At 64.6% G+C, this 22,049-nt stretch carries 18 protein-coding genes; 10 read left to right on the top strand and 8 right to left on the bottom strand.

Translation table 11 applies throughout. From position 1 onward, the window contains the following. Positions 1 to 155 precede the first annotated feature (155 nt). Both pmrG and arnT read left to right on the top strand, forming a co-directional pair. Positions 156 to 836, top strand: a complete 681-nt coding sequence (pmrG, locus tag BBG20_RS13070) for a lipopolysaccharide core heptose(II)-phosphate phosphatase PmrG (RefSeq protein WP_065904062.1) — start codon at positions 156 to 158, stop codon at positions 834 to 836. A gap of 185 nt (positions 837 to 1,021) precedes the next feature. Further along, complete coding sequence (gene arnT / locus BBG20_RS13075) at positions 1,022 to 2,680, top strand: lipid IV(A) 4-amino-4-deoxy-L-arabinosyltransferase (protein ID WP_065904064.1); 1,659 nt, start codon at positions 1,022 to 1,024, stop codon at positions 2,678 to 2,680. Between the two features lie 2 nt (positions 2,681 to 2,682). Here the strand turns inward: arnT and BBG20_RS13080 are convergent, their stop codons facing one another. The 6 genes from BBG20_RS13080 to BBG20_RS13105 all read right to left on the bottom strand — a co-directional run bounded on the left by BBG20_RS13080 (position 2,683) and on the right by BBG20_RS13105 (position 9,627). Continuing rightward, on the bottom strand, positions 2,683 to 3,603 hold the full coding sequence (locus tag BBG20_RS13080; protein WP_065904067.1) for an ATP-binding cassette domain-containing protein: 921 nt from the start codon (positions 3,601 to 3,603) through the stop codon (positions 2,683 to 2,685). 145 nt (positions 3,604 to 3,748) lie between these two features. Next, the gene (locus BBG20_RS13085) at positions 3,749 to 4,585 is read right to left on the bottom strand and encodes an alpha/beta fold hydrolase (RefSeq protein ID WP_065904079.1); all 837 of its coding nucleotides are present in this window, start codon (positions 4,583 to 4,585) and stop codon (positions 3,749 to 3,751) included. Then, complete coding sequence (locus BBG20_RS13090; protein ID WP_083221380.1) at positions 4,582 to 6,246, bottom strand: ABC transporter ATP-binding protein; 1,665 nt, start codon at positions 6,244 to 6,246, stop codon at positions 4,582 to 4,584. Before BBG20_RS13090 ends, BBG20_RS13085 begins: the two co-directional genes overlap by 4 nt. Then, entirely contained in the window at positions 6,243 to 7,070 is an 828-nt protein-coding gene (locus tag BBG20_RS13095; RefSeq protein WP_065904082.1) for an ABC transporter permease, read from the bottom strand. The genes BBG20_RS13090 and BBG20_RS13095 overlap by 4 nt, the downstream gene beginning before the upstream one ends. Continuing rightward, positions 7,070 to 8,047 (bottom strand): ABC transporter permease, encoded by a 978-nt coding sequence (locus BBG20_RS13100; RefSeq protein ID WP_065904086.1) that lies wholly within the window; start codon positions 8,045 to 8,047, stop codon positions 7,070 to 7,072. Before BBG20_RS13100 ends, BBG20_RS13095 begins: the two co-directional genes overlap by 1 nt. Further along, positions 8,044 to 9,627, bottom strand: coding sequence for an ABC transporter substrate-binding protein (locus tag BBG20_RS13105; protein ID WP_065904090.1), 1,584 nt, complete (start codon positions 9,625 to 9,627; stop codon positions 8,044 to 8,046). Before BBG20_RS13105 ends, BBG20_RS13100 begins: the two co-directional genes overlap by 4 nt. Positions 9,628 to 9,934: 307 nt before the next feature. Between BBG20_RS13105 and BBG20_RS13110 the strand changes: the two genes are divergently transcribed. Beyond that, positions 9,935 to 11,281 (top strand): tetratricopeptide repeat protein, encoded by a 1,347-nt coding sequence (locus tag BBG20_RS13110; RefSeq protein WP_065904098.1) that lies wholly within the window; start codon positions 9,935 to 9,937, stop codon positions 11,279 to 11,281. Positions 11,282 to 11,401: 120 nt separating this feature from the next. Here the strand turns inward: BBG20_RS13110 and BBG20_RS13115 are convergent, their stop codons facing one another. Next, the gene (locus tag BBG20_RS13115; protein WP_065904101.1) at positions 11,402 to 12,397 is read right to left on the bottom strand and encodes a P1 family peptidase; all 996 of its coding nucleotides are present in this window, start codon (positions 12,395 to 12,397) and stop codon (positions 11,402 to 11,404) included. Positions 12,398 to 12,684: 287 nt separating this feature from the next. Here BBG20_RS13115 and BBG20_RS13120 point away from each other — a divergent pair, with 287 nt between their 5' ends. The 7 genes from BBG20_RS13120 to BBG20_RS13150 are packed head-to-tail and all read left to right on the top strand — an operon-like array spanning position 12,685 to position 21,471. After that, a complete protein-coding gene (locus BBG20_RS13120) occupies positions 12,685 to 15,120 on the top strand; it encodes a TonB-dependent receptor plug domain-containing protein (RefSeq protein WP_065904104.1) in 2,436 nt (811 codons plus the stop codon). Positions 15,121 to 15,177: 57 nt separating this feature from the next. Then, positions 15,178 to 16,515, top strand: a complete 1,338-nt coding sequence (locus BBG20_RS13125; RefSeq protein ID WP_065904105.1) for an LLM class flavin-dependent oxidoreductase — start codon at positions 15,178 to 15,180, stop codon at positions 16,513 to 16,515. Next, positions 16,512 to 17,426 carry a 5'/3'-nucleotidase SurE gene (locus BBG20_RS13130; protein WP_065904108.1) on the top strand — a complete coding sequence of 305 codons (915 nt, stop codon included), beginning with the start codon at positions 16,512 to 16,514 and terminating at the stop codon, positions 17,424 to 17,426. Before BBG20_RS13125 ends, BBG20_RS13130 begins: the two co-directional genes overlap by 4 nt. Beyond that, positions 17,423 to 18,403 carry an LLM class flavin-dependent oxidoreductase gene (locus BBG20_RS13135; protein ID WP_065904111.1) on the top strand — a complete coding sequence of 327 codons (981 nt, stop codon included), beginning with the start codon at positions 17,423 to 17,425 and terminating at the stop codon, positions 18,401 to 18,403. Before BBG20_RS13130 ends, BBG20_RS13135 begins: the two co-directional genes overlap by 4 nt. Then, positions 18,400 to 19,377: an LLM class flavin-dependent oxidoreductase gene (locus tag BBG20_RS13140; RefSeq protein ID WP_065904114.1), complete on the top strand. Its 978-nt coding sequence runs from the start codon at positions 18,400 to 18,402 to the stop codon at positions 19,375 to 19,377. The genes BBG20_RS13135 and BBG20_RS13140 overlap by 4 nt, the downstream gene beginning before the upstream one ends. Before the next feature lie 16 nt (positions 19,378 to 19,393). Beyond that, complete coding sequence (locus BBG20_RS13145) at positions 19,394 to 20,347, top strand: LLM class flavin-dependent oxidoreductase (RefSeq protein WP_065904116.1); 954 nt, start codon at positions 19,394 to 19,396, stop codon at positions 20,345 to 20,347. After that, positions 20,344 to 21,471, top strand: coding sequence for an LLM class flavin-dependent oxidoreductase (locus BBG20_RS13150; protein ID WP_065904119.1), 1,128 nt, complete (start codon positions 20,344 to 20,346; stop codon positions 21,469 to 21,471). The genes BBG20_RS13145 and BBG20_RS13150 overlap by 4 nt, the downstream gene beginning before the upstream one ends. A gap of 7 nt (positions 21,472 to 21,478) precedes the next feature. Here BBG20_RS13150 and BBG20_RS13155 read toward each other — a convergent pair whose 3' ends face one another. After that, a complete protein-coding gene (locus BBG20_RS13155; RefSeq protein ID WP_141697277.1) occupies positions 21,479 to 21,943 on the bottom strand; it encodes a hypothetical protein in 465 nt (154 codons plus the stop codon). Between the last annotated feature and the right edge of the window lie 106 nt (positions 21,944 to 22,049).

Consider the following 22,049-nt stretch of genomic DNA (forward strand, 5'->3'; position numbering starts at 1 on the left):
AGCGTCAGGTATCGGCAACTTGTTAGTTGCCACGCCTGACAACTTTTACCCGCCACGTGTTCAGCGAAAAGACAGCCGTCCTGTGCCAGCCTCAAGTCATACTGCAGGCATTCGCCAACACGTTGCGTCAGCTAACTAATACAACACTGCCAACAGTGCCCAAGGTGAATGAAGTGGTTGACCTGACCCTGACCAAACCACGCTCGCGCCGGGCCGTCATCAAGCGGCTGCAACCGCTGTGGCTGGGGATTGTAGTGATCAGCCTGTTGCTCACCGCCGGCCTGCTGTGGCCGGCGTCACCGCGTGACCTGGGGGTGGGCAACCGCCTGTTGACCTCCCAGGTACTGCCGCTTTGGCGCGACGGCGACCTGATCGTGCTGGTGCGTCATGAAGAGCGCTGCGACCGCTCGTCGAATGCTTGCCTGGGGCCGGTGGAAGGCCTGACGATCAAAGGCAGCCAACAAGCCGAAAACCTCGGCAAGGCCTTCAAGACACTGGGCATGGACGGCAGCGATGTGCTCGCCAGTCCGGCCATTCGGACCGCCCAGACGCTGCGGTTCATGTTCGGTAAAAACGAGCTGACCTCCGGCCAGCAAGCCGTCTGCGGTGCGGCCATGGGCGAAGAGTTGCTCAGCCACAAGACCCCGGGGCGCAACCTGGTGTTCGTCACCCACAGCGGCTGCATCGCCGACTTCGAAAGCACCCTGGGTTTCCCCCACGCCACCTTCCCCGAGTACGGCAGCGCGCTGTTCGTGCAGGTCTTGCCCAACGGCAAATTCAAGTCCCTGGGCCTGGTCAATAATCAGGACTGGCCAGCCGCGTTAAAACAACTGTAAGTACTTTCCTGCCCGCCGCCACCCTCTATGTTCAGCAAAAAGACAGCCATGTTCTGGCATGTTTAGTTGCGCCTTTTAATTAAGGACGTCATGAATATCTTCTGTCACTCAGTGAACGCTTTGATGTTTTTCGCTATTACTTTCTTACTGCAAATATTTGCCAGTACACGTCAAGGAGCGACGTTGTGACGATCCGATTCAAACCCCTGCCGTTGTTGTTATTGGCCTTCGCCGCCTTTTACCTATTGCCGCTGGGCCTGCACGGCCTGTGGACCCCGGACGAAACCCGCTACGCCCAGGTCAGCCAGGAAATGCTGCTGAGCGGCAACTGGGTCGCGCCGCATTACATGGGCATTCGCTATTTCGAAAAACCCGCCGGCGGCTATTGGCTGATCGCCCTGGGCCAGGCCGTGTTTGGCCAGAACCTGTTCGGTGTGCGCATCGCCTCGGCCCTGACCACCGGCTTGAGTGTGCTGCTGGCTTATGTGATCGCCCGCCGCCTGTGGAACACCCCGCGCAAGTCTTTCGCCTGCGCCCTGCTGTACCTGAGCTTTGGCCTGGTGGCCGGGCAAGCCGGGTATTCCAACCTCGATCCGCAATTTACCCTGTGGGTCAACCTCAGCCTGGTTGCCCTGTGGTTTGCCCTCGACGGCACCAGCACCCGTGGCCGCCTGCTAGCCTGGGCCGTGGTGGGCCTGGCCTGCGCGATGGGCTTCATGACCAAGGGGTTCCTCGCTTGGGCGTTGCCGGTGCTGATTGCCGTGCCCTACATGCTCTGGCAACGGCGCCTGGGCGAATTGCTGCGCTATGGCCCGTTGGCCGTGGGCGTGGCGGTACTGGTGTGCTTGCCTTGGGTGGTGGCGATCCATCTGCAGGAACCAGACTTCTGGCGCTTCTTTTTCTGGAATGAACACATTCGCCGCTTCAGCGCCGACAATGCGCAGCACGTACGCCCGTGGTGGTTTTTCCTGCCGATCATCGCCGTGTCCTGCCTGCCCTGGGCCGGCCTGCTGCCCTCGACCCTGCGCACCACCTGGCGCGAAAAACGCCAGCCGGCGATCGCCTTCCTGGCCCTGTGGCTGCTGTTGCCGCTGGGGTTCTTCAGCCTGAGCAACGGCAAGCTGCCGACCTATATCATGCCGTGCCTGCTGCCCCTGGCGCTGTTGATGGGGCACACGCTGGTCGACCTGCTCGACAACGGCCGCGCACGCACGATCAGCCTCAATGGCCTGCTCAACTTCGCAATCGGCATGGCCGCGATGATCGGCCTGATCTACCTGCAAATCGCCCGGCCGCTGTATGGCCACAGCCATGCCGAAATGTTCGGCCTGTCCCTGGCCTTTATCGTGCTGCTGGTGTGGATCCTCAGCAACCTGCTGCAAGCCTTCCGCCCGTTGACGCTGTGGGCGATGCCGACCCTGGGCATTGGCTTGCTGGTGATCCTGTTGCCGGCGAGCATGCCGGCACAGATCGCCGATAACGAAATGCCCGACCAGTTCGTGCTGGAGCATATGAACGAACTGCAGCAAACCCAGGCGTTGCTCGCCAACTCCCTGGAAAACGCCAGCGCCCTGGCCTGGCGCCTCAAGCGCACGCAAGTGTCGCTGTACGACACCGAAGGTGAACTGCGCTACGGCTTGCAGTACGCGGGCTCGATGCACCGCAAGGTGGAACTGGAACAGGTCCAGGCCTGGATCAGCGAGGCCCGCCAGCACGGTTCGGTCGGTGTGCTGATGCGCGTCAACAGCACCAGTGAAATGCGTGAGGCCGGGCAACTGCCGCCGGGCGGCAAGCGTTATCACAAAGGCTATCTGGAATTGATTGTGTATCCGCCGTTGCAGTGAGGTCAGCGCGGTTTGGACGTTGCAGGGCTGACCTCTTCGGTCGGCGCGACGCCGCTGCCCAGCACCTGCTCCTGCACCGCCCGCCCCTCCGCCCGATTGCGGATAAACCCGGCGCGGGTAAAGCGTTCCAGGAATGGCACCGGCAAGGCTTTGTCCGCGGTGATGGGCGGATGTTCGGCCGTGTCGCCAAACAGGGTGTAAGCCGCGCTCGGCAGATGCCGGGTATTGAGGTCGCCGGTGAGGCGCCCTTGCTGCAGCACAATCGCACGGTTGGTCACCCGTTGCAGGTCGGACAAGCGTTGCGAGATGCACAGGATCGCCACGCCACGCGCGCGCTGGCTGTCGATCAGCCCGAGCAGGCGTTCGGCGTCGGCGGCCGAGAGGGCAGCGGTGGGTTCGTCGAGAATCAGCAGCTTGGGGTGCAGGGCAAACGCGCGCGCCAGCACCAGCAGTTGGCGGTCTGCCTGGCCCAGGCGCTCTACCGGGAGTTGCAACGGCAGCTCCAGGCCCAGCCCGGCGGCGATGGCTTCGGCACGTTGCAACAGGCTTTTGCGGTTGAGCAGGAAGTCGGCGTCAGGCTGGCCCAGTTCGTCGAGCAACAGGTTTTCGGCCACGCTCAGCCCCGGCGCGATGGCATCATCGGGACATTGGTGCACCGCCACAATGCCAACGCGGCGCGCCGATAGCGGCGAGGTGAAACGTTGGCGCTGCCCCGCCACCCACACTTCGCCAGTGTCCGGCGCGAGGCTGCCGCTGAGGATTTTCACCAGGGTCGACTTGCCCGCGCCGCTGGCCCCCAAAACCGCCACCCCTTCCCCCGGATAAATATCCAGATTGACCTGATCCAGCGCCCGCTGGGCACCAAAGGACTTGCTCAGGTCCAGCAGGCGGACCAGGGGCACGGGGGCAACGAGGTTGCTCATGGCGAATCTCTAAGGCGTAACGATGGCTCATTGCAGCGCACGAGGGCGCTGATTTATTCCGCACAACAATGAGTTAGGCCTCGGATTAAATGCATTACCTTATGAACAATCCAATAGCTGAATCGCATAGCAAAAAGATTTTGAGTTATAAGCCCCTTGCCAACAGTTTGTTGAATGCTTTCAGCACCAAGGCAGGCTTCTCCAGCATCAATTGATGACCACAGGCATCCAGCAGCTGGAAGTCAGCGTTCGGTAACTGTTCAGCCAGCGCCTGGCCACCGCTGGCAGGGGTCAGGCCATCGCTGTCACCGGCCAGCACACTGACCGGCAATGTCAGGCCGGGGATCTGTTGCGCATCCGGCCATTGGGCCTTACTGGTCAGGGCCTTGAACATGTGCAGGCGGTTGCGCTCGGTGAGTTTCTCTTCGTAAGCCAGCAGCGCCGGGTCGACCGAGGCATGCCAGGCATGCTTGCGAAAGCCCTTGGCCAAGACCGGGCGCAGCCATTCCAGGAGCCACGCCGGCAAGGCCATCAACCCGCCGTTGACCACAGGGCGGTGAAGGCGCGCACCCAACAGCAATGCCGCGTCGATGCGCGCGGTGGGCTTGGCCAGCAACGCACTGAGGCTCAGGCCGGTGCCGAAGGAGTGCGCGACAAGCAGGTTACGCGTGCCGGCGTAGCGCTGCAGGATCGCCAGGTAGTCGGCCACCAGCTCGGACCAGGCGTAGGCCTGGGCATTGCGCGGCCGGCCACTGTCGCCATGGCCCAGCAGGTCCCAGGCCACCAGGCTGTAGCCTGCGGCCTTGAGCGCCGGCCATTGCAGGCGCCATTGGTCCTTGTTGCCGCCGGCGCCATGGCAGAAAAACACCACGGTGTCGGCCTGGGTGGTGCCCACGTGGTGGGCAATGCTCAAGGTGCGATGGGGGCGGATTTCCAGCAACTCGCCGCGCACCACGGGTAGATCGGCAAAAGAGAACGTCATACACAGCCTTGGGTAGGCGCCGGTGTGCCGGCGATGAAAGATTCGGACGTGGCAGCGCTCGACAGGGCGCTATCGCCAGCAAGCCGACCGCCACAGTGCAACAAGGTCCGGGTATAGGGATGGCGCGCATCGGCAAACAGCGTCGCCGTGTCGCCCTGCTCGACCACCCGGCCGTTCTGCATCACCGCAATGCGGTCGCACAGGCGCGCCGCGACACGCAGGTCATGGGTGATAAAAATGATGCTTAATTTCAGCCGCCGTTGCAGCGACTCCAGCAGTTCCAGGATCTGCACCTGGATCAACGCATCCAGGGCCGAAACGCACTCATCGGCGATCAGCACCTTGGGCTCCACCGCCAAGGCGCGGGCGATGCCGATACGCTGGCGCTGGCCGCCGGAGAACTCATGGGGGTAGCGTTCGAACGCCGTGGCGGGCAGGCCTACCAGTTCCAGCAAGGCCCGCGCCCGCTGTTCGGCGTCGGCGCGGGTGCGCCCCTGCACCAACGGTCCGGTCATGATGATGCGCCCGACGGTCTGGCGTGGGTTGAGCGAGGCAAACGGGTCCTGGAAGATCATCTGCACTTCGCTGCGCAACGGGCGCAGGCGGGCTTCGGACAACCCTGCAACGTCCTGGCCCAGCCATTCGATCTGGCCGCTGTCGGCGCGCAGCAAGCGCACCAGGCAGCGGCCCAGGGTGGATTTGCCCGAGCCCGACTCACCGACAATGCCGAGGGTCTCGCCTTCACGGACCTGCAACCCCACGGCGTCCAGCGCCCGCGTGGTGTGCTTGCTCCACCAGCCCGTGCGGCGACTGAACACCTTGCCCAGTCGCTCGGCCTTGAGCACCACCACACCGTCCACCGTGGTGCGCGGTGCCAAGGGTTGGGCCGACACTGCCGCAAGCAATTGCCGCGTGTAGGCGGCCTGCGGCTCGCGCAATACCTGCCGGGCGCCGCCCTGCTCCACCACCTGGCCCTTTTCCAGCACCAGCACGCGGTCGGCAATCGCCTCGACCACGGCAAAATCATGCGTGATAAACAGCAGTGCCATGCCCTTGTCCTGCTGGATGCGGCGCAACAGCTCGAGGATCTGCGCCTGGGTGGTCACGTCCAGGGCCGAGGTCGGTTCATCGGCAATCAACAGCGCCGGATCGAACGCCAGGGCCATGGCGATCACCACGCGCTGGCGCTGGCCGCCGGAAAGCTCGAACGGATAGGCCAGGCGCAGGCGCTCAGGGTCCGGCAGGCCGACATAACCGAGCAACTCCACCACCCGGGCGCGCCGTGCACTGGCGGATTTCACCCCGTGGGCGCGCAGGGTTTCATCGATCTGCTCGCCCACCCGCAACAGCGGGTTCAGCGCGCTCATCGGCTCCTGAAAGACCATGCTGATGTGGCGCCCGCGCAGTTCGCGCATGGCCGCTTCGCTGCGCGCCGCCAGGTCTTCGCCGCGAAACAGGAGTCGCCCGCTTTGCACGCTCAACGGGCGCGGCAACTGGCGCAACAGCGCCTTGGCCAACATCGACTTGCCCGACCCGGACTCGCCCACCACACACAGGCATTCGCCGCTGCGCACCTGCAGCGACAGGTCATACAGCGCATGGCTGCGGTCGGCTCCCGGCGGCAAGGCGATGCGCAGGTGCTCGACACTCAATAACGTCATAGCGACCTCTCTGGTTCAAATGCCACGCGCAGGCCTTCGCCGACCTGATTTACCGCCAGCACGCACAATGCAATTGCCAGCCCCGGCAGGAAGCTCATCCACCACGCATCGCGCAGCAGGCCACGGGAGGCGTTGATCATGTAGCCCCAGCTCATCGCCTCGGGGTCGCTGAGGCCGAGGAATGCCAGGGCGGATTCGGTGAGGATCGCCGTGGCCATCACAAAGGTCATGACCACCAGCAACGGCGCCAGCGCATTCGGCAGGATCTGTTGGCTGATGATCCCCCACGGCGACTGGCCCAACACCCGCGCCGCCTGCACGAATTCGCGCTGGCGCAGGGTGAGGAATTCACTGCGCACCAACCGCGCGACGGCCGGCCAAGCCACCAGTGCAATCGCCAGCACGATGGTGCCCAGGGACGGCTCCAGCACCGCCACCAGGATCACCGCCAGCACCAGTTGCGGGATGATCTGGAAGAACTCGGCGATGCGCATCAGCACGCCGTCGACCCAACCGCCGAAGTAGCCGGCGATGGCGCCCACGAGCAGGCCCATCAGCAAAGTCGCCAGGCTGGTCAGCACGCCCACTGCCAGTGACACTCGCGCGCCATACAGCAAGCCGATGCCGAGGTCGCGGCCAAGCAGGTCGCTGCCCAGCCAATGGGCCGGATCATGGAACGGCGCCAGCATCGGCTGGCTGTTCATTTCCCATGGCGAGCTGCTGGTCAGCCACGGTGCAGCAATCGCCAAGGCGGCGAGCACCAGCAAAAACACCGCGCCGATCAGCGCCGATGGTTGGCGCACAAAGCGCTTCAACAACCGCATCAGCCCTGCCCTCCAGCGCCAATACGCGGGTCGAGCACGCGGCAGAGCACGTCCGTCAACACGTTGAAACCGACCACCAGCATCGAGATCACCAGGAAGCCGCCCATCAACACGCCATAGTCGCGCTGGGCCAGCGAGTCATACATCAAGCGCCCGATGCCGGGCCAGGAATAGACCACCTCCACCAGCAAGGCGACGCTGGCCAGTTGGCCGAGTTGCAAGCCGGCAAAGGTCACCACCGGCAACAACGCGTTGCGCAGCACATGCACCCAGAGAATCCGCCGTGGGTGCAAGCCCTTGGCGTGCGCGGTGCGCACGTACTCCTGGGCAAGGGCATCGAGCACGGCGGCGCGGGTCAGGTGGATGTACAACGCGAGGAACATCACGCTCAGCGACAGACACGGCAACAGCAAGTGCTGCAGGCGATCAAGCAGCGAAAAGTCGCGGCCCACGGTCTCCATGCCAAACGCCGGCAACCAGTCCAGGCTCACCGAGAACAGCAGGATCAGCAGCATCGCCAGCCAGAACGACGGCATTGCATACAGCAGCAAGGCGCCGTGGGAGATCAGGCCATCGAGCCAATGGCGCTTCTGCCGCGCGCGCGCCGCGAGCACGCCAAGGGTCACCCCCAGCACCGACGACAGCACGAACGCCGAGCCCATCAACGCCAGGGTCGCCGGCAAGCGCTCGGCGATCAGCGACCACACCGGGGTCTGGTTGCGGTAGGAGTAACCGAGGTCGAGGTGCGCGATATTGCCCAGGTAAATCAGCAGTTGCTGGAGCAGCGGTTTGTCCAAACCCATGGTCTGGCGCAATTGCTCGATGAACTGCACATCATCCACCCCGGCCTCGCCGGCCAGCAGCAGCGCCGGGTCACCCGGCGCGAGGTGAATCAACAAAAAGCTCAACACCAGCACGGCCACCACCATCAGCAGCGCCTTGCCCAGGCGCCCACCGATATACAGCACGCCATTCATGGTGCCGGCGCCTCGAGGTAAACGCTTTCGTAGTCTTCGTTAAGGCTGGTGGCGGTCTGCAGCAGGTTTTTCACCTGGGTGTGGAACAGCGTCGGGTAGCGCATTTCGAAGATCGGCGCGATGGGCAGGTCGGTGTTCAGCACGTTCTCCAGTTGGCTGAAGAGCTGCTTGCGCTCGGGGCCTTCCGGGGTATCCGCGATTTTGCTCCACAGCGCATCCGCCTCGGGGCTGTTGTAGCCGCTGACGTTGGCGAACGGCGAGGTCTTGAGGATGTAGTCGGAGCGGAACAGGTAGGCGCTGGTCAGGTACGGGTCGCCGATCTGGAAGATAAAGTTGTAGGTCAGGTCAAAGTCCCAATCACTCACGCGCTGGAACCAGGTCGCCGCATCGGACGTCACCACCTGCACCTTGAAGCCCAACGGCTGCAGGGCCTGCTTGGTGTATTCGGCCAGGCGCTCCCAGGCACCGCCCTTCTCGCCATTGAGCAGGCGGATGCGCACCGCGCCGACGTCCACGCCGGATTCGGCAATCAGCGCCTTGGCCTTTTTCACGTCATAGGTGTACTGCGGCAACTGCGGGTCGTGGTACGGCGTGGTCGAGACAAACTCACCCTGGGCGACCTTGCCCGAACCGAAGAAGATATTGTCGACGATGAACTGGCGATTCAGCGCATACAGGATCGCCTGGCGCACCTTGGGGTTGTTCAGCGGTGGCTTGCGTGTGTTGATCTGCAGGAAGGCCAGGCCGGCATACAGCTCCCAGCCTTTCTCCGAGGACTGCACATTCGGCAAGGCGCTGAGCCGCTTGAGGTCGGCGTAATCCGCATCACCGCTGCGCAGCACTTGCACGTCATTGCGCTCGAACGCGGCGGCGCGCGAAGAGCCATCGGGGATCACGTGAAAGATGATGCTGTCGAGGTGCGGCAGGCCTTTTTTCCAGTAATTGGGGTTCTTGGCCAGCTTGATGTAGGCGCCGCGTTTCCACTCCACGAATACAAACGGCCCGGTGCCCACCGGCTTGAGGTTGTAGGGGTTGTTGCGAAAATCGGTGTGCTCATAGAGGTGCTTGGGCACCACCGGGCGCAGGCCGCTGCCCAGGGCCGAGAGCAATGGCGCGAAGGGTTTCTTCAGGTGGAAGACCACTTGCAGCGGGCCCTTGGCGGTGATGCTGTCGACGTACTCGGTGATGATCCCGCCGAGGCGCTTGTCGACCTCGGGGTAGAAGGTCTGGAAGCTGAACACCACGTCATCGGCGGTCAACGCCGGGCCGTCGTGCCAATGCACGCCGTCCTGCAGGTCGAAGGTGTAGGTGAGGCCGTCGGGGGAAATCGTCCAGGCCTTGGCCAGTACCGGCTTGGGGTTGAGGTCGGTGTCGAAGGTCAACAGGCCCTGCAGCACCTTGCCGCTCACGTATTGGGTGGACACGTGGCTGACCACGCCGTGCATCAGCGATGGCGGCTCCGGCTGGGCCACAAGGTTCAGCACCCCGCCGTCCTGGGGTTGCGCCAGTGCCTGGCCGGCCAGCAACGCGGTGCACAGTGCCACGGAGGTGAGGGCACGGCGGAAAGAAAATGGGCGCATGAAGGCTCCTCGACTGGAAAGACAGGCGAGGGATTTTGCAAGGGCTGTGCCATGGGGGTATTGGCGGGGGATTGCTGAGCCAAAGGCCCGGCAAGGTGATGAAAAAACCACAGCGGCCTGCGTGAGTGTGCAAAAAGCAACAGCCCCTGCAGGAGCCAGCTTGCCGGCGATGGTGGTGTCTCAGCCAACAAATCCATCGCCGACCCACCGCTCTCGCCGGCACGCCAGCGCCCACATGAGCGCCACGGTGTCAGCTGGCACAAGGTTTGCCCCTCCAAACCCATCTGAAACCAAGAGCCTCTTCACCATGCCACTGGATTACCTGGGCAACCCCATCGACACCACCGACCCCATCACCCGCCAAGGGTTGGACGATTTCATCGGCGGCTTCCTCGGCTACCAGCCACGCGCCGAAGGCATCCTTGCCGCCGCCGATGCCAACCCGGACTCGGCGCTGGCCAATGCGTTTGCCGGCTTGCTGCTGATGTTCATCGAGTCCCCGCAAGGCCCGGCGCTGGCGGAACAATACCGCCAGCGCGGCGTAGCCGTGAACACCGACCACCCGCGCGCCCAGTTGTACCTTGACGTGCTGCATGCCTGGATCAAGGACGACCTCGATCAGGTCCTGCAGTCGAGCGAAAACCTGCTCGACCGCTACCCTCGCGACCTGTTCGCCGCCAAGCTCAACCAGTACCTGGAGTTCAACCGCGGCAACTGGCCGGCGCTGTTGCACATCGGGCTCAAGGCCCGTGCCGGCGCGCCCGACATTGCCCACAGCCACGGCCTGCTCGCCTTCGCCTACGAGCAGTGCCACCTGCTCGAAGAAGCCGAAGCCAGCGCCCGCGAAGCCCTGCGCCTGCAACCGTCGGAGCCCTGGGCCCAACACGCCCTCGCCCACGTGCTGCTGACCCACGGGCGCATCGAGGAAGGCACCGCGTTCCTGGAAAGCGTCAAGCACCACTGGGACGGCCTGAACTCCTTCATGTACACCCACAACTGGTGGCACCTCGCGCTGTTTTACCTGGCCCGGGGCGAGGATCAACGCGTATTGGCGATTTACGACCAGCATGTATGGGGCATCCTCCCGGAGTACTCCCAGGACCAGGTCGGCGCCGTGTCCCTGCTGGCGCGCCTGGAATTGGCCGGCATCGACGTGGGCCAGCGCTGGCAGGCCTTGGCGCCCTACCTGCAACGCCGTACCGCAGACACCGTGCAGCCGTTTTTGAGCGTGCAGTACCTGTATGGCCTGGCTCGCGCGGGCCAGCCGGAGGCAGACACCCTGCTGGCGGCGCTGCAGCACCACAGCCTTCACGCACGGCCGGTGTGGGGCGAAGTGACGCTGCCGTTGGCGCGTGGCCTGCTCGCCCATGCACGCGGCGATGCCCACGTCGCGCTTGAACAACTGGGCATTGCCCTGCCGCGCCTGAACGAAATTGGCGGCAGCCACGCCCAGCGCGACTTGTTCGCCCAGGTCGAGCTGGATGCGCGCTTGCAAGCCGGGGATTGGTTCAGCGCCCAGCAGGCGCTGGAGTTGCGCCGCCGGTATGACGGCTGGGACGTGCCGACCAATCGCAGCCTGGTGCGGGTATATGAGGCGCTGGGATTGCCGGAGCAGGCAGCAAAAGCCCAGGAGCGGCTTGCACGCTTTGCCTGATGTTCACAGATCCAAACAGTAGGCGCTGGCTTGCCTGCGATAGCGGTCGGTCAGCGGCATGTGGCCCAACTGACAGATTGCCATCGCCGGCAAGCCAGCCCCTACAGGAATCCGTGCTGCTCATTGGCTTCGCGCGGCAAACACCCCCCGGGCAATCGCCCGCGCCACACAATCGGCCGCCGCCGAACCAATACAGCCAATCTCCACCTGCCGCCGTGGTCCGTCGGTCAACTCCACTGCCGCCGACGCCAGCGCAAAGACCGTGTCGCCATCGAACGGCAAATGCGCCGGGCGCACGGCGCGGGCGATGCCGTCCTGGGCCATGATCGCCACGCGCTTGCACTCGGCAACACTGAGGCGCGCAGTGCTGGCGACCACCACCAACGTGGTGTTCGCCCCGGCTTGCAGGCGGCCCATGGAATCCAGGCGCGACAGCTCGGGGATCGGGTCGCTGCAGTCCATCACGCCCTCGGGCCGCTGGCCACCGAACTCACCGGCGACTTCCCAGGGCCAGGCCCAGAAGGTCTTGCCGTCGGGCATGTACACCGAGCCGATCGGGTTAGCGACCACCAGGGCCGCGACGATCAGCCCGTCGCCCAGGTCCAGCGAGGCCGTGCCCAGCCCGCCTTTCAACACCCCGGCCATGGCGCCACGGCCGGCGCCGACCGAGCCCAGCTCGAAGTCCTCGGCGGCATTTGCCAGCGCTTCAAAGCCCAGGCGCCGATAAGGCGGTTCCAGGCCCCAGGCTTTGTCGCCGCCATTGGCCAGGTCATGCAACACCGCAGCGGGCACGATGGGGATCGCCGGGGCGCCCGGTTTCAGGTGCAACCCGACCTGGTCCTGGGACAGCTTCGCGGCCACGGCATCCGCGGCGCCGAGGCCAAACACCGAGCCGCCGGCGAAGACCAGCGCATGCAGCTGGCCGACCATGTTTTCCGGCTCCAGGGCGGCCGTCTCGCGCCCGCCGGGGCCGCCGCCGCGGATGTCGATACTGGCGGTCCAGAAACCATCGGGGCGGATCACCGTGACGCCGGTGTCGACGTGCAGGTCCGTGGCGTGGCCGACCGTAAGGCCTGGGATATCAGTGAGGGCGTTGCGCGGGCCGGGTCTAGGCATACAGAAAAAGCTTCCTTGGGTTTAGGTATGGCGTGGGGAGAGCAAGGGGTGTGCCAAGCATCGGCGCCCCGGTCTCGCGAGGCAAAACCGGATGGCCCGGAAAAACCCCTGCACAAAAACCAACACCCTGCTTTCGCGCCTGTTAGAAAAACACCAGCGCCCTGCTCAACAGATCATCAAATCATTGTTTTTAAATGACTTTTCCACATGGCACAGGCCTTGCTCTCAAGGCTCCCACCAGAGCTTGAACTCAACAAGCCACCCTACCCATTGGAGTGTTGCCCATCATGAATGCATCCCGCGCCGCCGGCCGCAGGCCCCGCAAGGCCTTCGCCCACACGCTGTTATTCCTCGCCCTGTGCGAGGCCGCCAGTTACAGCAGCCTGACCCTCGCCGCCGACGCCCCGGCCAGCGACAACCCCCTGGACACCGTGGTGGTGATCGGCAACCGTGGCCAGGCGCGCACCCTCGCCGAAAGCCCGGCGCCGGTGGATGTGATCTCCTCCAAGCAACTGCTCGCCACCGGCCAGGGCGACCTGACCCGCGCCTTGAGCAAGGTGCTGCCGTCGCTCAATCAGCCGGCGTCCTCCGGCTTCGGTTCCACCTCGGTGGTCCGCCCGATCAGCCTGCGCGGTCTCAACGGCGACCAGGTGCTGGTGCTGGTCAACGGCAAGCGCCGCCACAACAGCGCGCTGCTCAACAACGGCACTTACCTCAACTCCGGCTCGCAACCGGTGGACCTGGACATGATCCCCACCGCCCTGGTGGATCACGTGGAAGTGCTGCGCGATGGCGCCTCGGCCCAGTACGGCTCGGATGCGATCGGCGGCGTGGTCAACGTGGTACTCAAGCAGACCGACCACGGCGGCAGCCTGTCCACCAGCTACGGCCAGAATTATGAAAACGGCGACGGCGAAACCGCGCGCCAGACCGGCAATATCGGCCTGGCCCTGCCCAACGACGGGTTTATCAACCTGGCGCTGGACGTGAAAAAACAAAACATCTCCGACCGTTCCGACAACGCGCCGTACACCGACTCTGCCGGCAACACCAGTCTGCAGCACACCTACTACGGCACCGGCCTGCCCGAGGCGAAGAACTTCAGCCTGGGCTACAACGCCGAGCTGCCGGTGGACGATGCGCTGACCTTGTATTCGTTTTCCACCTACACCCACCGCAACTCGGAAAAGCCCCTGGCCTTCCACCAGCCGTCGAGCTTCAACGGCATCCAGACGCCCTATCCGGAAGGGATTGAAGACAACCTGCGCTTTATCGAAGAAGACTTCCAGGTCGCGTTCGGCGGCAAGGGCAAGGCCGCCGGCTGGGACTATGACCTGTCCAGCACGTTCGGCCAGGATCACGCGCGCGCCACCCTCACCGACACCTACAACCTTAGCTACGGCCCGACGTCGCCGACCTCGGTGGACACCGGGGTAAAAACCTTCAGCCAGTGGACCAACAACCTCGACCTGACCCGCGCCTTCGACCTCGGCCTGTACAAGCCCACGCAGATTTCCTGGGGCCTGGAACATCGCTACGAGGATTACAAGATCGGCAAGGGTGACGTAGCCTCCTACGCCAGCGGGCCTTTCAGCACCGGTGCCAACGGCGCGCTGATCCCGCCTGGGACCATTTCCGGTGCCGGCACCACGCCCGCCGACGCCGCCGAGAAAAGCCGCGACAGCCTGGCCGCCTACGGCGAAATCGGCCAGGACTTCACCGATAAATGGCACGTCGACCTGGCCGGGCGCTACGAGCATTACGACGATGGCTCCGGCAACACCACCAACGGCAAGCTCTCCACGCGCTACCAGTTGACCCCGATCCTGGCCGTGCGCGGCACCGTCAGCACCGGCTTTCGCGCACCATCGCTGGCCCAGCAGATCTACAGCGCCACCTCGCAGACCAGCGTGAATGGCCAGCTGTTCGACTACCGCAACGTGGCGGTCGACTCTGACGTGGCCAAGGCACTGGGCGCGAGCAAGCTCAAGCCGGAAAAATCCACCAACTTCAGCCTTGGCATCACCCTGCAGCCCACGGACGCCACCAACATCACCCTCGATGCGTACCAGATCAAAATCAAGGACCGGATCGCCCAGACCGGCTACCTCGGCGGCACCCCGCAGATCAGCGCGATTCTCGCCGCCGCCGGGCTCAACCCGAACCAGGCCGTCACCTACTTCACCAACGCCCTGGACACCACCACCCGAGGTATCGACCTGGTCGGCGACTATCGCCAGGACATCGGCGCCTGGGGCAGCCTGAAATACTCTGCGGGCTTCAACTGGAACACCACGCAGATCGACGACATCCACGCGTCCGCCGTCGCTGCCCAGGCCCTTGGCCCGGACGGTGGCTACGACCGTCAGCGCCAGGGCAACCTCAAGTACGGCCTGCCGCAATCCAAGCTGCTGCTGGGCACCACCTGGACCTACGACAAGCTGGAAGTCGGCCTCAACCTGACCCGCTACGGCGAATACACCCAGTACGGTACGGCTGAAATCTACGACCGCACCTTCTCGCCGGCGTGGATCACCGACCTCAATATCGACTACCACCTGACCCCGGCAATCACCCTGAATGCCGGCGCCAACAACCTGTTCAACAAGTACCCGGAACGCACCGACCTGGCCAGCAGCTCGGGCGGCTTCCCCTACGGCAACTTCTCGCCCTACGGCACCACCGGCGGCTACTGGTACACCGGCGTGACCTACAACTTCTGACCCAGCCCACGGGGCCGGTTCGCCGGCTCCGTGCCTGACCTCGATGGGAGCCTGTTCATGACCCGCCGCACCGATCAACTCAAACTGGGGGCCTTCCTCGCCAACAGCGGCCACCACGTGGCTGCCTGGCGTCACCCCCTCGCACAGGCCGATGCGAGCCTGGATTTCGAGCACTTCAAGCACATCGCGCAGACCGCCGAGCGCGGCAAGTTCGACGCGCTGTTCATCGCCGATGTGGTCGCGCTGTGGGGCCATCACCACGACGCCCTCAGCCGCACCGCCCGCGCCGAACACTTCGAGCCGCTGACGCTGATGTCGGCCCTGGCCGCCGTGACCCGCAATATCGGCCTGATCGCCACCGCCACCACCACCTACAACGAGCCGTACCATATCGCGCGCAAGTTCGCCTCCCTCGACCACCTGTCCAAGGGCCGTGCCGCCTGGAACCTGGTGACCTCGGTGGTCTCCGACGAAGCCTGGAATTTCGGCCGGGAAAACCATGTGGACCATGGCGACCGCTACCAGCGCGCCGAAGAATTCCACGACGTGGTCAAGGACCTGTGGGACAGCTGGGACGACGACGCCTTCACCCGCGACAAGGCCAGCGGCGAATACTTCGACCCGGCCAAGTTGCACACCCTCAATCACCGAGGCGAACACTTTGCCGTCCGGGGGCCGCTCAACGTGGCACGTCCACCCCAGGGCCACCCGGTGCTGGTACAGGCCGGTGCTTCGGAGCCGGGCAAGCAACTGGCCGCGCGCGTCGCCGAACTGATCTTTGCCCACGCCCATAGCCTTGAAAGCGCCCAGGCGTTCTACCAGGACATCAAGCAACGCGCCGCCGCCCTCGGGCGCGACCCGGACCACGTCAAAATCCTGCCCGGTGTCACCCCGTTCATCGCCGACACCCGCGAGCAGGCCCAGGCGCTGTTCGAGGAATTCCAGGCGCTGATCGACCCGGTGCTGGGCCTGCGCCTGCTGGCCGACACCCTGGGCGATGACATCGACCTGTCCGGCCATGACCTCGACGGCCCGCTGCCAGACACCCCGGTGGGCCAGCGTGGCAGCCGTCGCGACAAAGTGCTGGAACTGGCGCGCAGTGAAAACCTCAGCATCCGCCAGTTGTACCTGCGCCTGGCTGGCGGCAACCCGGTGATCGGGACCGCCGAGGACGTCGCCGATTACTTCGAGCGATGGTTCCAGGCTCGAGCCTGCGATGGCTTCAATGTGTTCTTCCCGTACTTTCCCGGCGCCATCGACCTGTTCGTCGAGCAGGTGATCCCGCTGCTGCAGGCGCGCGGCCTGTTCCGTCTCGAATACGAAGGCACCACCCTGCGCGACAACCTCGGCCTGCCGCGCCCGCCCAACCGCTTTACCCAAGGAGCCACCGCATGAAACGCAGCGCATGGATGCTCGCCTTTGGCAGCCTGATCGCCTCCAAGGCGTTTGCCTTGAACATTTTGCTGAGCAACGACGACGGTTATCAACACCCCAATATTCGCGCCCTGTACACCGAGCTCAAGGCCCAGGGCCACAACGTCAAGATTGCCGCGCCGCAAAGTGACCAGAGTGCACGTGGCGGCGCGTTCTTTTTCGGCCGCGAAGTGACCGTTGGCCACGACAGCGACCCGGCCTATCCGGACAGCTATTACCTCAGCACCCTTGAAAAAGGCGTGTGCCAGAGCGCCGACTGCGCCGGCAAGGAAGTGCAGATCGAAATCAGCGGCACACCAGTGATGGCGCTGCTGATGGGCCTGAATAAAATCCTGCCGCACCCCGACCTGGTGATCGTCGGTCCCAACCCCGGCAACAACCTGGGCGCGATCAATATGGCCTCCGGCACCTTCAATGCTGCCAGCGTGGCGTTGCAGGCCGGGATCCCGGCGTTGGCGGTGAGTACCGACCTGAAGGAAAAAGACCCGCAGCGCGCCGCCCTGCTGGTGGCGAAACTGGTGAAGGCCCTCGATCAACATCGCCAGCCCAACGGCGCGCTGTTGCCGCCGGGCCTGGGCCTGAACATTAACTTGCCCAAGGACGCGCAGATCAAAGGCGTGAAACTCACCCGGGTCGGCAGCTATGTGGGTTTCGAGGCGCTCTACACCGACGACCTCAAGCAGTTCAACCTGCCGGGCAAGCCGGGTATCGGTTTCCAGTACAGCCCTGCCGCGACGGCTGCGCAACAGAACGACGAAGCCGTTTGGCTGAACAAGGGTTACCTGACCATCAGCCCCTTCAGTGGCCTGCCGGAATCGGTCAGCGCCGGCCCGGCGCTGCAAAAGCAATTGGCGCAGGAGGTGAACCCATGAGTGGCGGCTTTTCCCTGGGGTTCCTCAGCCGGGTCTACAGCCCCAGCGCTGACCCCAAGGTCTACCGCGACACCCTGGAACTGTTCAAGGTCGCCGAGGCGCTGGGCTTCGACAGCGGCTGGGTGGCGCAGCACCACTTCGCCAGTGAGCACGGACGCCTGCCTGCGCCGCTGGTATTGCTTGCCGCCGTGGCCCAGCGCACGCGGCACATCAGCCTCGGCACCGGGATTATCGTGCTGCCCCAGGAACCCCCGCTGCGCCTGGCGGAAGACGCGGCGGTGCTCGACCTGCTGAGCAATGGCCGCCTGGAGTTGGGCCTCGGCGCAGGTTTCGACCCCGAGACGTTCCTCGCCTTCGGCCGCGAACATGACGCGCGCCACCGTGACTACGAACAACACCTGCACCAGTTGCTCAACGCACTCGGCAACGCGCCCTTGACCGACAGCGGCTCGCGCCTGCTGCCACGCGCCAACGGCTTGAGCCATCGGTTATGGGAGGCGACCTCCCGCGTGGAGCTTGTCGCCGAACGCGGCCACGGCCTGATCATGGCGCCCAACCCGCACCAGCCCGCCGACGCCGGCACAGACCTGGTGAACCGCTACCGCAATGCCTGGACCGGCGACAACGGCACCCCGGCGCGGGTCGCGCGGGTGCAGGCGCTGTTCCCGGCACCGGACGACGCCACCCGCAACGACATCCGCGCCTATGTGCAGCGCCAGCAACGCATTGGCGTGTTCAAGGGCGCGATCAATGACGATTTCGACACGACCCTCAAGCGCCTCGGCGTCCTGCACGGCCCGGTACAGCAGATGGTCGAGCAGTTGCAGCAAGGCCCGGCGCTGACCGCCCACGACCAGCTGATCCTGCAGGTGCAGACCGTCAGCACGCCGTTGCGCGATGCCATTCGCGCGCTGGAAATCATCCGCGAACACATTGCCCCAGCCCTGGGCTGGCAGCCCACAGGAACCCCGTCATGACGTTCAAACTGGGCTTTCTCAGCCACGCTTTTGGCGATGATCCACAGCAGGTCTACCGCGACCTGATCGAACAATTCGAAGTGGCCGAAGCCCTCGGTTTCGACAGCGGCTGGATTGCCCAGCACCACCTCAGCAACGGCTTCGGGCGCCTGCCGTCACCCTTGGTGTTGCTGGCGGCGGTGGCCGAGCGCACGCAGCGTATCGAGCTGGGTACCGGCGTGATCGTATTGCCGTTCGAAGACCCGATCCGCCTGGCCGAGGACGCCAGCGTGCTCGACGCCTTGAGCGGCGGCCGTGTGCAACTGGGCCTGGGCAGCGGCGGCGCCAACCTGGACAATTTCAGCGCGTTCGAGCGCGACCCGAGTCGACGCCAGGCGGAGTTCGCCGAGCGCCAGCAAACGCTTCAACGGCTGCTGGAGGGCGAGCCACTGACGGGTGGGCTCACACTGCAGCCGCCCGCGCGCGGTTTGCGCCAGCGCCTGTGGCACTCCCACGCCAGCATCGACGGCGCCACCTACACCGCCGAACAGGGCAACGGCCTGTTGCTGGGCACCGCGACCCATGATCCGCTGACCGTGCAAAAGCCCTTGGCCGATGCGTACCTCAAGGCCTGGTCCCACCCAGGCCGCGCGCCGCGTATCGGCGTGGTCCGCGCGGTGTTCCCGGCGGCGGACCGCGCCAGCGCCCAGGCGGAGCTGGCGGTGGATATCGAGCGGCACATCCCGCGCCTGCAACGCGAAGGCCTGATCGACCAGGCCGTCGACCTGCAGGAACACCTGCGCCTGATGAATGTGCACCACGGCCATCCCGATGAAGTGATTGAAAGCATGCAGCACGATCCCTCGCTGCTGCCTTATGCTGATGACCTGATCGCTGTCGTCCAGGCCGAAAGTTCGACCCAGGCGCAGATTCTCAAGCGCCTGGAAATCCTCGCCAGGGACATTGCCCCGGCCTTGGGTTGGAAAAGACCATGAAGAGTGGAGCGTGTGCATGCCCTTAGCATTCAGCTGGCTGATGCCCTTGTGTACCCCTGACTGGGCGGCACGGCCGGGGCAGTGGATTCAGCTGGCCCAAGCCGTGGAATACGCCGGCCTCGACGGCCTGTGGATCCCCGGCGGGGCCTTGTGTGCCGACAGCCTGGGCGTGGCGGCGGCGTTGTGCGCACACACCCGGCGGGTGCAATTGTCGGTGAGCGTGCCGCCCGAGGTGATGCTGCCGGCGGCGTTGGCCACGACCTTGCAAAGCCTGCAATCGATCAGCAACCACCGTGTGCAGTTGCACCTGCCCAACAGTGAGCGCAGCGCGTTTGGCGAGTGGCTCAACCGCGACCAGCGCAGCGAACGCATCGGCGAATACCTGGACATCCTCCAGCAACTGCTCGCGCCCAATGACACCGGCCTCGACTACCAAGGCCGTTACTTCCAGCTGGAAAACGCCGGCGTCGCCCGCCGTGAGTTGCCCGCGCCCGCGCTGGTGCTGGACGACAGCCAGAGCCACACGCTGCTCGCCGCGCATGCCCAGACCTGCCTGCTTGCGCCCGGCCCTCCCAAGGCGCTGGCCAAGGAAATCCAGGGCTGGCGCGCGATTCAACCGTCGCTCAAATTTGCCTGCACCTTTGGCCTGATCCTCGGCGACAGCGAAGACCTCGCCTGGGAAACCGCCGCCACGCTGCTGCCGGTGCCGGCGTTGCCCGACGAGCTGCTGGCCACCCTGCCCCGCGCCCGTCACCCGCTGCGCCAATGGGAAGTGCACCCGAACCTGCTGCAGTTGGCGCCGGGCCAGCCGCTGATCCTGGTCGGCACGGCGCAACAGATCGCTACGCGCCTGCAGGAACTGCACGGGCTGGGTTTGAGCCAATTGATCCTGGAAGGCGGCCCGGCGGTCAGCGAAGTGCTGCGCTTTGGCGAACAGGTTGTCCCTCTCTTGCGCAAGGAGCGCTCATGAACACTGATGCACGCCCACCGATCCAGCTGGACTGGTTCCTGCCCACCAATGGCGACGGGCGCCACCTCACCAGCAGCGGCTTGCCCAAAGTCGGGCTGTTCCAGCAAGGCGAACGCGCGCCGACCCTGGATTACCTGCGCCAGATCGTGCGCGCCACCGAACAGGCCGGCTTCGACGGCATCATGGTGCCGACCGCCAGCGGCTTTGAAGACCCCTGGCTGATCACCGCCGTGCTGGCCCAGGAAGTGCGTCGCCTGAAATTCCTGCTGACCCTGCGTCCTGGCCTGGAGCTGCCCGCCTACACCGCGCACCGCGCGGCGACCTTGCAACTGCTCAGCGAAAACCGCCTGGCATTGCACGTGGTGACCGGTTCCAGCCGCTTCGAGCAGCGCTCCCTCGGCGACTTTCTCGAGCACGACGAACGCTACGCGCGCACCGCCGAGTTCCTGCAAGTGTTCCAGGCCGTCTGGGCCGGCCAGCCACCAACGCACCCCGGCCGTTATTACCGCAGCGGCATCCACACGCCCATGGCGCCGGGGGCGACTGCGCCGCCGATCTACTTCGGCGGCGCGTCCGAAGCCGCCGAACGCGTCGGCGCGGCCCATGGGCAAACCTACCTGATGTGGTGCGAGCCGCCTGCGATGATCGCCGAACGCATCCAGCGCATGCGCGACCTCGCTGCCGCCCAGGGCCGTACCCTGCGCTTCGGCCTGCGCCTGCACGTGTTCGCCGCGCCTACCGATGAGGCGGCATGGGCGCATGTGGAGCGCTTGCTGGAAGAAATCCCCAAGGACGCCATCGACCAGGCGCAACGGCAGATGGCGACGTATGAGTCCGTCGGCCAGAGCCGGCAGACCCAGTTGATGCAAGGCCGTGGCCGTGGGGCGCGGGAACTGGAAGTGTCAGCCAACCTGTGGGCCGGGGTCGGCCTGGTGCGGGGTGGCGCCGGCACCGCGCTGGTGGGCAGTTATGCACGGGTGGCGGAGCGGATCGAGGAGTATCACCAGTTGGGCGTGGACAGCTTTATCCTGTCCGGTTTTCCGCACCTGGAAGAGGCGATTCATGTGGGGGCGGAGGTGTTGCCGCTGCTGCGCAACACTGGCGGTCAGGGCGACCGCCAGTAGAACCGGGTTACTGTGACTGTTTCTGGGCCGGCACGGGTTCTTCGCTGTACTTGCGCAGTGCGTCTACCTCGGATTTCTGATCCAAAAAACCATCCCCGGGTGTGCTGCCCGAATGCCTGTAAAGACTTGAGTCTTTATCAATTTCATTGGCTTTATCGGCTAACTTCTGCAACGCATCGGCACGCTTGTTTGGATCTTTATTGGCGTCGGTGAAATCACCTACGTGGCTTTTTAGACCCTCAAACAACTTTTTCTTGTCAGGCCTGAAAGCATCGTCATTCGACAGGATTCCCCGGTTCAGAATAGGGTTGTCCTTGAGGACCTGCTGCAAGCGCGCTTCACCGTCGGGATTATCCTGATTATTTGTGATGCCGGGTTGCGTGTTTTGGGCGACTTGAGAAAACGGGGAAATTGCAGGGTTATCGTTAATATAAAAGCTCATGGCTACCTTGTTTTCAAGGTTCAATTGCACTGGAACGTCCCCCTGAATGCATCAGGGACGCTCACGTTATTGGTGACGGCGACGAAATAGTTCCCGGGAATGTGAGACAGCTGTCGTTCTTTAAGCGAATTTCTTT

Origin of the sequence: Pseudomonas aylmerensis (assembly GCF_001702265.1) — a bacterium.
GTDB classification, from domain to species: domain Bacteria; phylum Pseudomonadota; class Gammaproteobacteria; order Pseudomonadales; family Pseudomonadaceae; genus Aquipseudomonas; species Aquipseudomonas aylmerensis.

Coding starts and splice junctions, on each gene's coding strand:
- BBG20_RS13110 (WP_065904098.1), top strand. CDS start 9,935: ATGCCACTGGATTACCTGGGCAACCCCATCGACACCACCGACCCCATC.
- BBG20_RS13140 (WP_065904114.1), top strand. CDS start 18,400: ATGACGTTCAAACTGGGCTTTCTCAGCCACGCTTTTGGCGATGATCCA.
- BBG20_RS13080 (WP_065904067.1), bottom strand. CDS start 3,603: ATGAGCAACCTCGTTGCCCCCGTGCCCCTGGTCCGCCTGCTGGACCTG.
- BBG20_RS13125 (WP_065904105.1), top strand. CDS start 15,178: ATGACCCGCCGCACCGATCAACTCAAACTGGGGGCCTTCCTCGCCAAC.
- BBG20_RS13100 (WP_065904086.1), bottom strand. CDS start 8,047: ATGAATGGCGTGCTGTATATCGGTGGGCGCCTGGGCAAGGCGCTGCTG.
- BBG20_RS13145 (WP_065904116.1), top strand. CDS start 19,394: ATGCCCTTAGCATTCAGCTGGCTGATGCCCTTGTGTACCCCTGACTGG.
- BBG20_RS13150 (WP_065904119.1), top strand. CDS start 20,344: ATGAACACTGATGCACGCCCACCGATCCAGCTGGACTGGTTCCTGCCC.
- BBG20_RS13130 (WP_065904108.1), top strand. CDS start 16,512: ATGAAACGCAGCGCATGGATGCTCGCCTTTGGCAGCCTGATCGCCTCC.
- BBG20_RS13090 (WP_083221380.1), bottom strand. CDS start 6,246: ATGACGTTATTGAGTGTCGAGCACCTGCGCATCGCCTTGCCGCCGGGA.
- BBG20_RS13095 (WP_065904082.1), bottom strand. CDS start 7,070: ATGCGGTTGTTGAAGCGCTTTGTGCGCCAACCATCGGCGCTGATCGGC.
- BBG20_RS13085 (WP_065904079.1), bottom strand. CDS start 4,585: ATGACGTTCTCTTTTGCCGATCTACCCGTGGTGCGCGGCGAGTTGCTG.
- BBG20_RS13135 (WP_065904111.1), top strand. CDS start 17,423: ATGAGTGGCGGCTTTTCCCTGGGGTTCCTCAGCCGGGTCTACAGCCCC.
- BBG20_RS13105 (WP_065904090.1), bottom strand. CDS start 9,627: ATGCGCCCATTTTCTTTCCGCCGTGCCCTCACCTCCGTGGCACTGTGC.
- BBG20_RS13120 (WP_065904104.1), top strand. CDS start 12,685: ATGAATGCATCCCGCGCCGCCGGCCGCAGGCCCCGCAAGGCCTTCGCC.
- BBG20_RS13115 (WP_065904101.1), bottom strand. CDS start 12,397: ATGCCTAGACCCGGCCCGCGCAACGCCCTCACTGATATCCCAGGCCTT.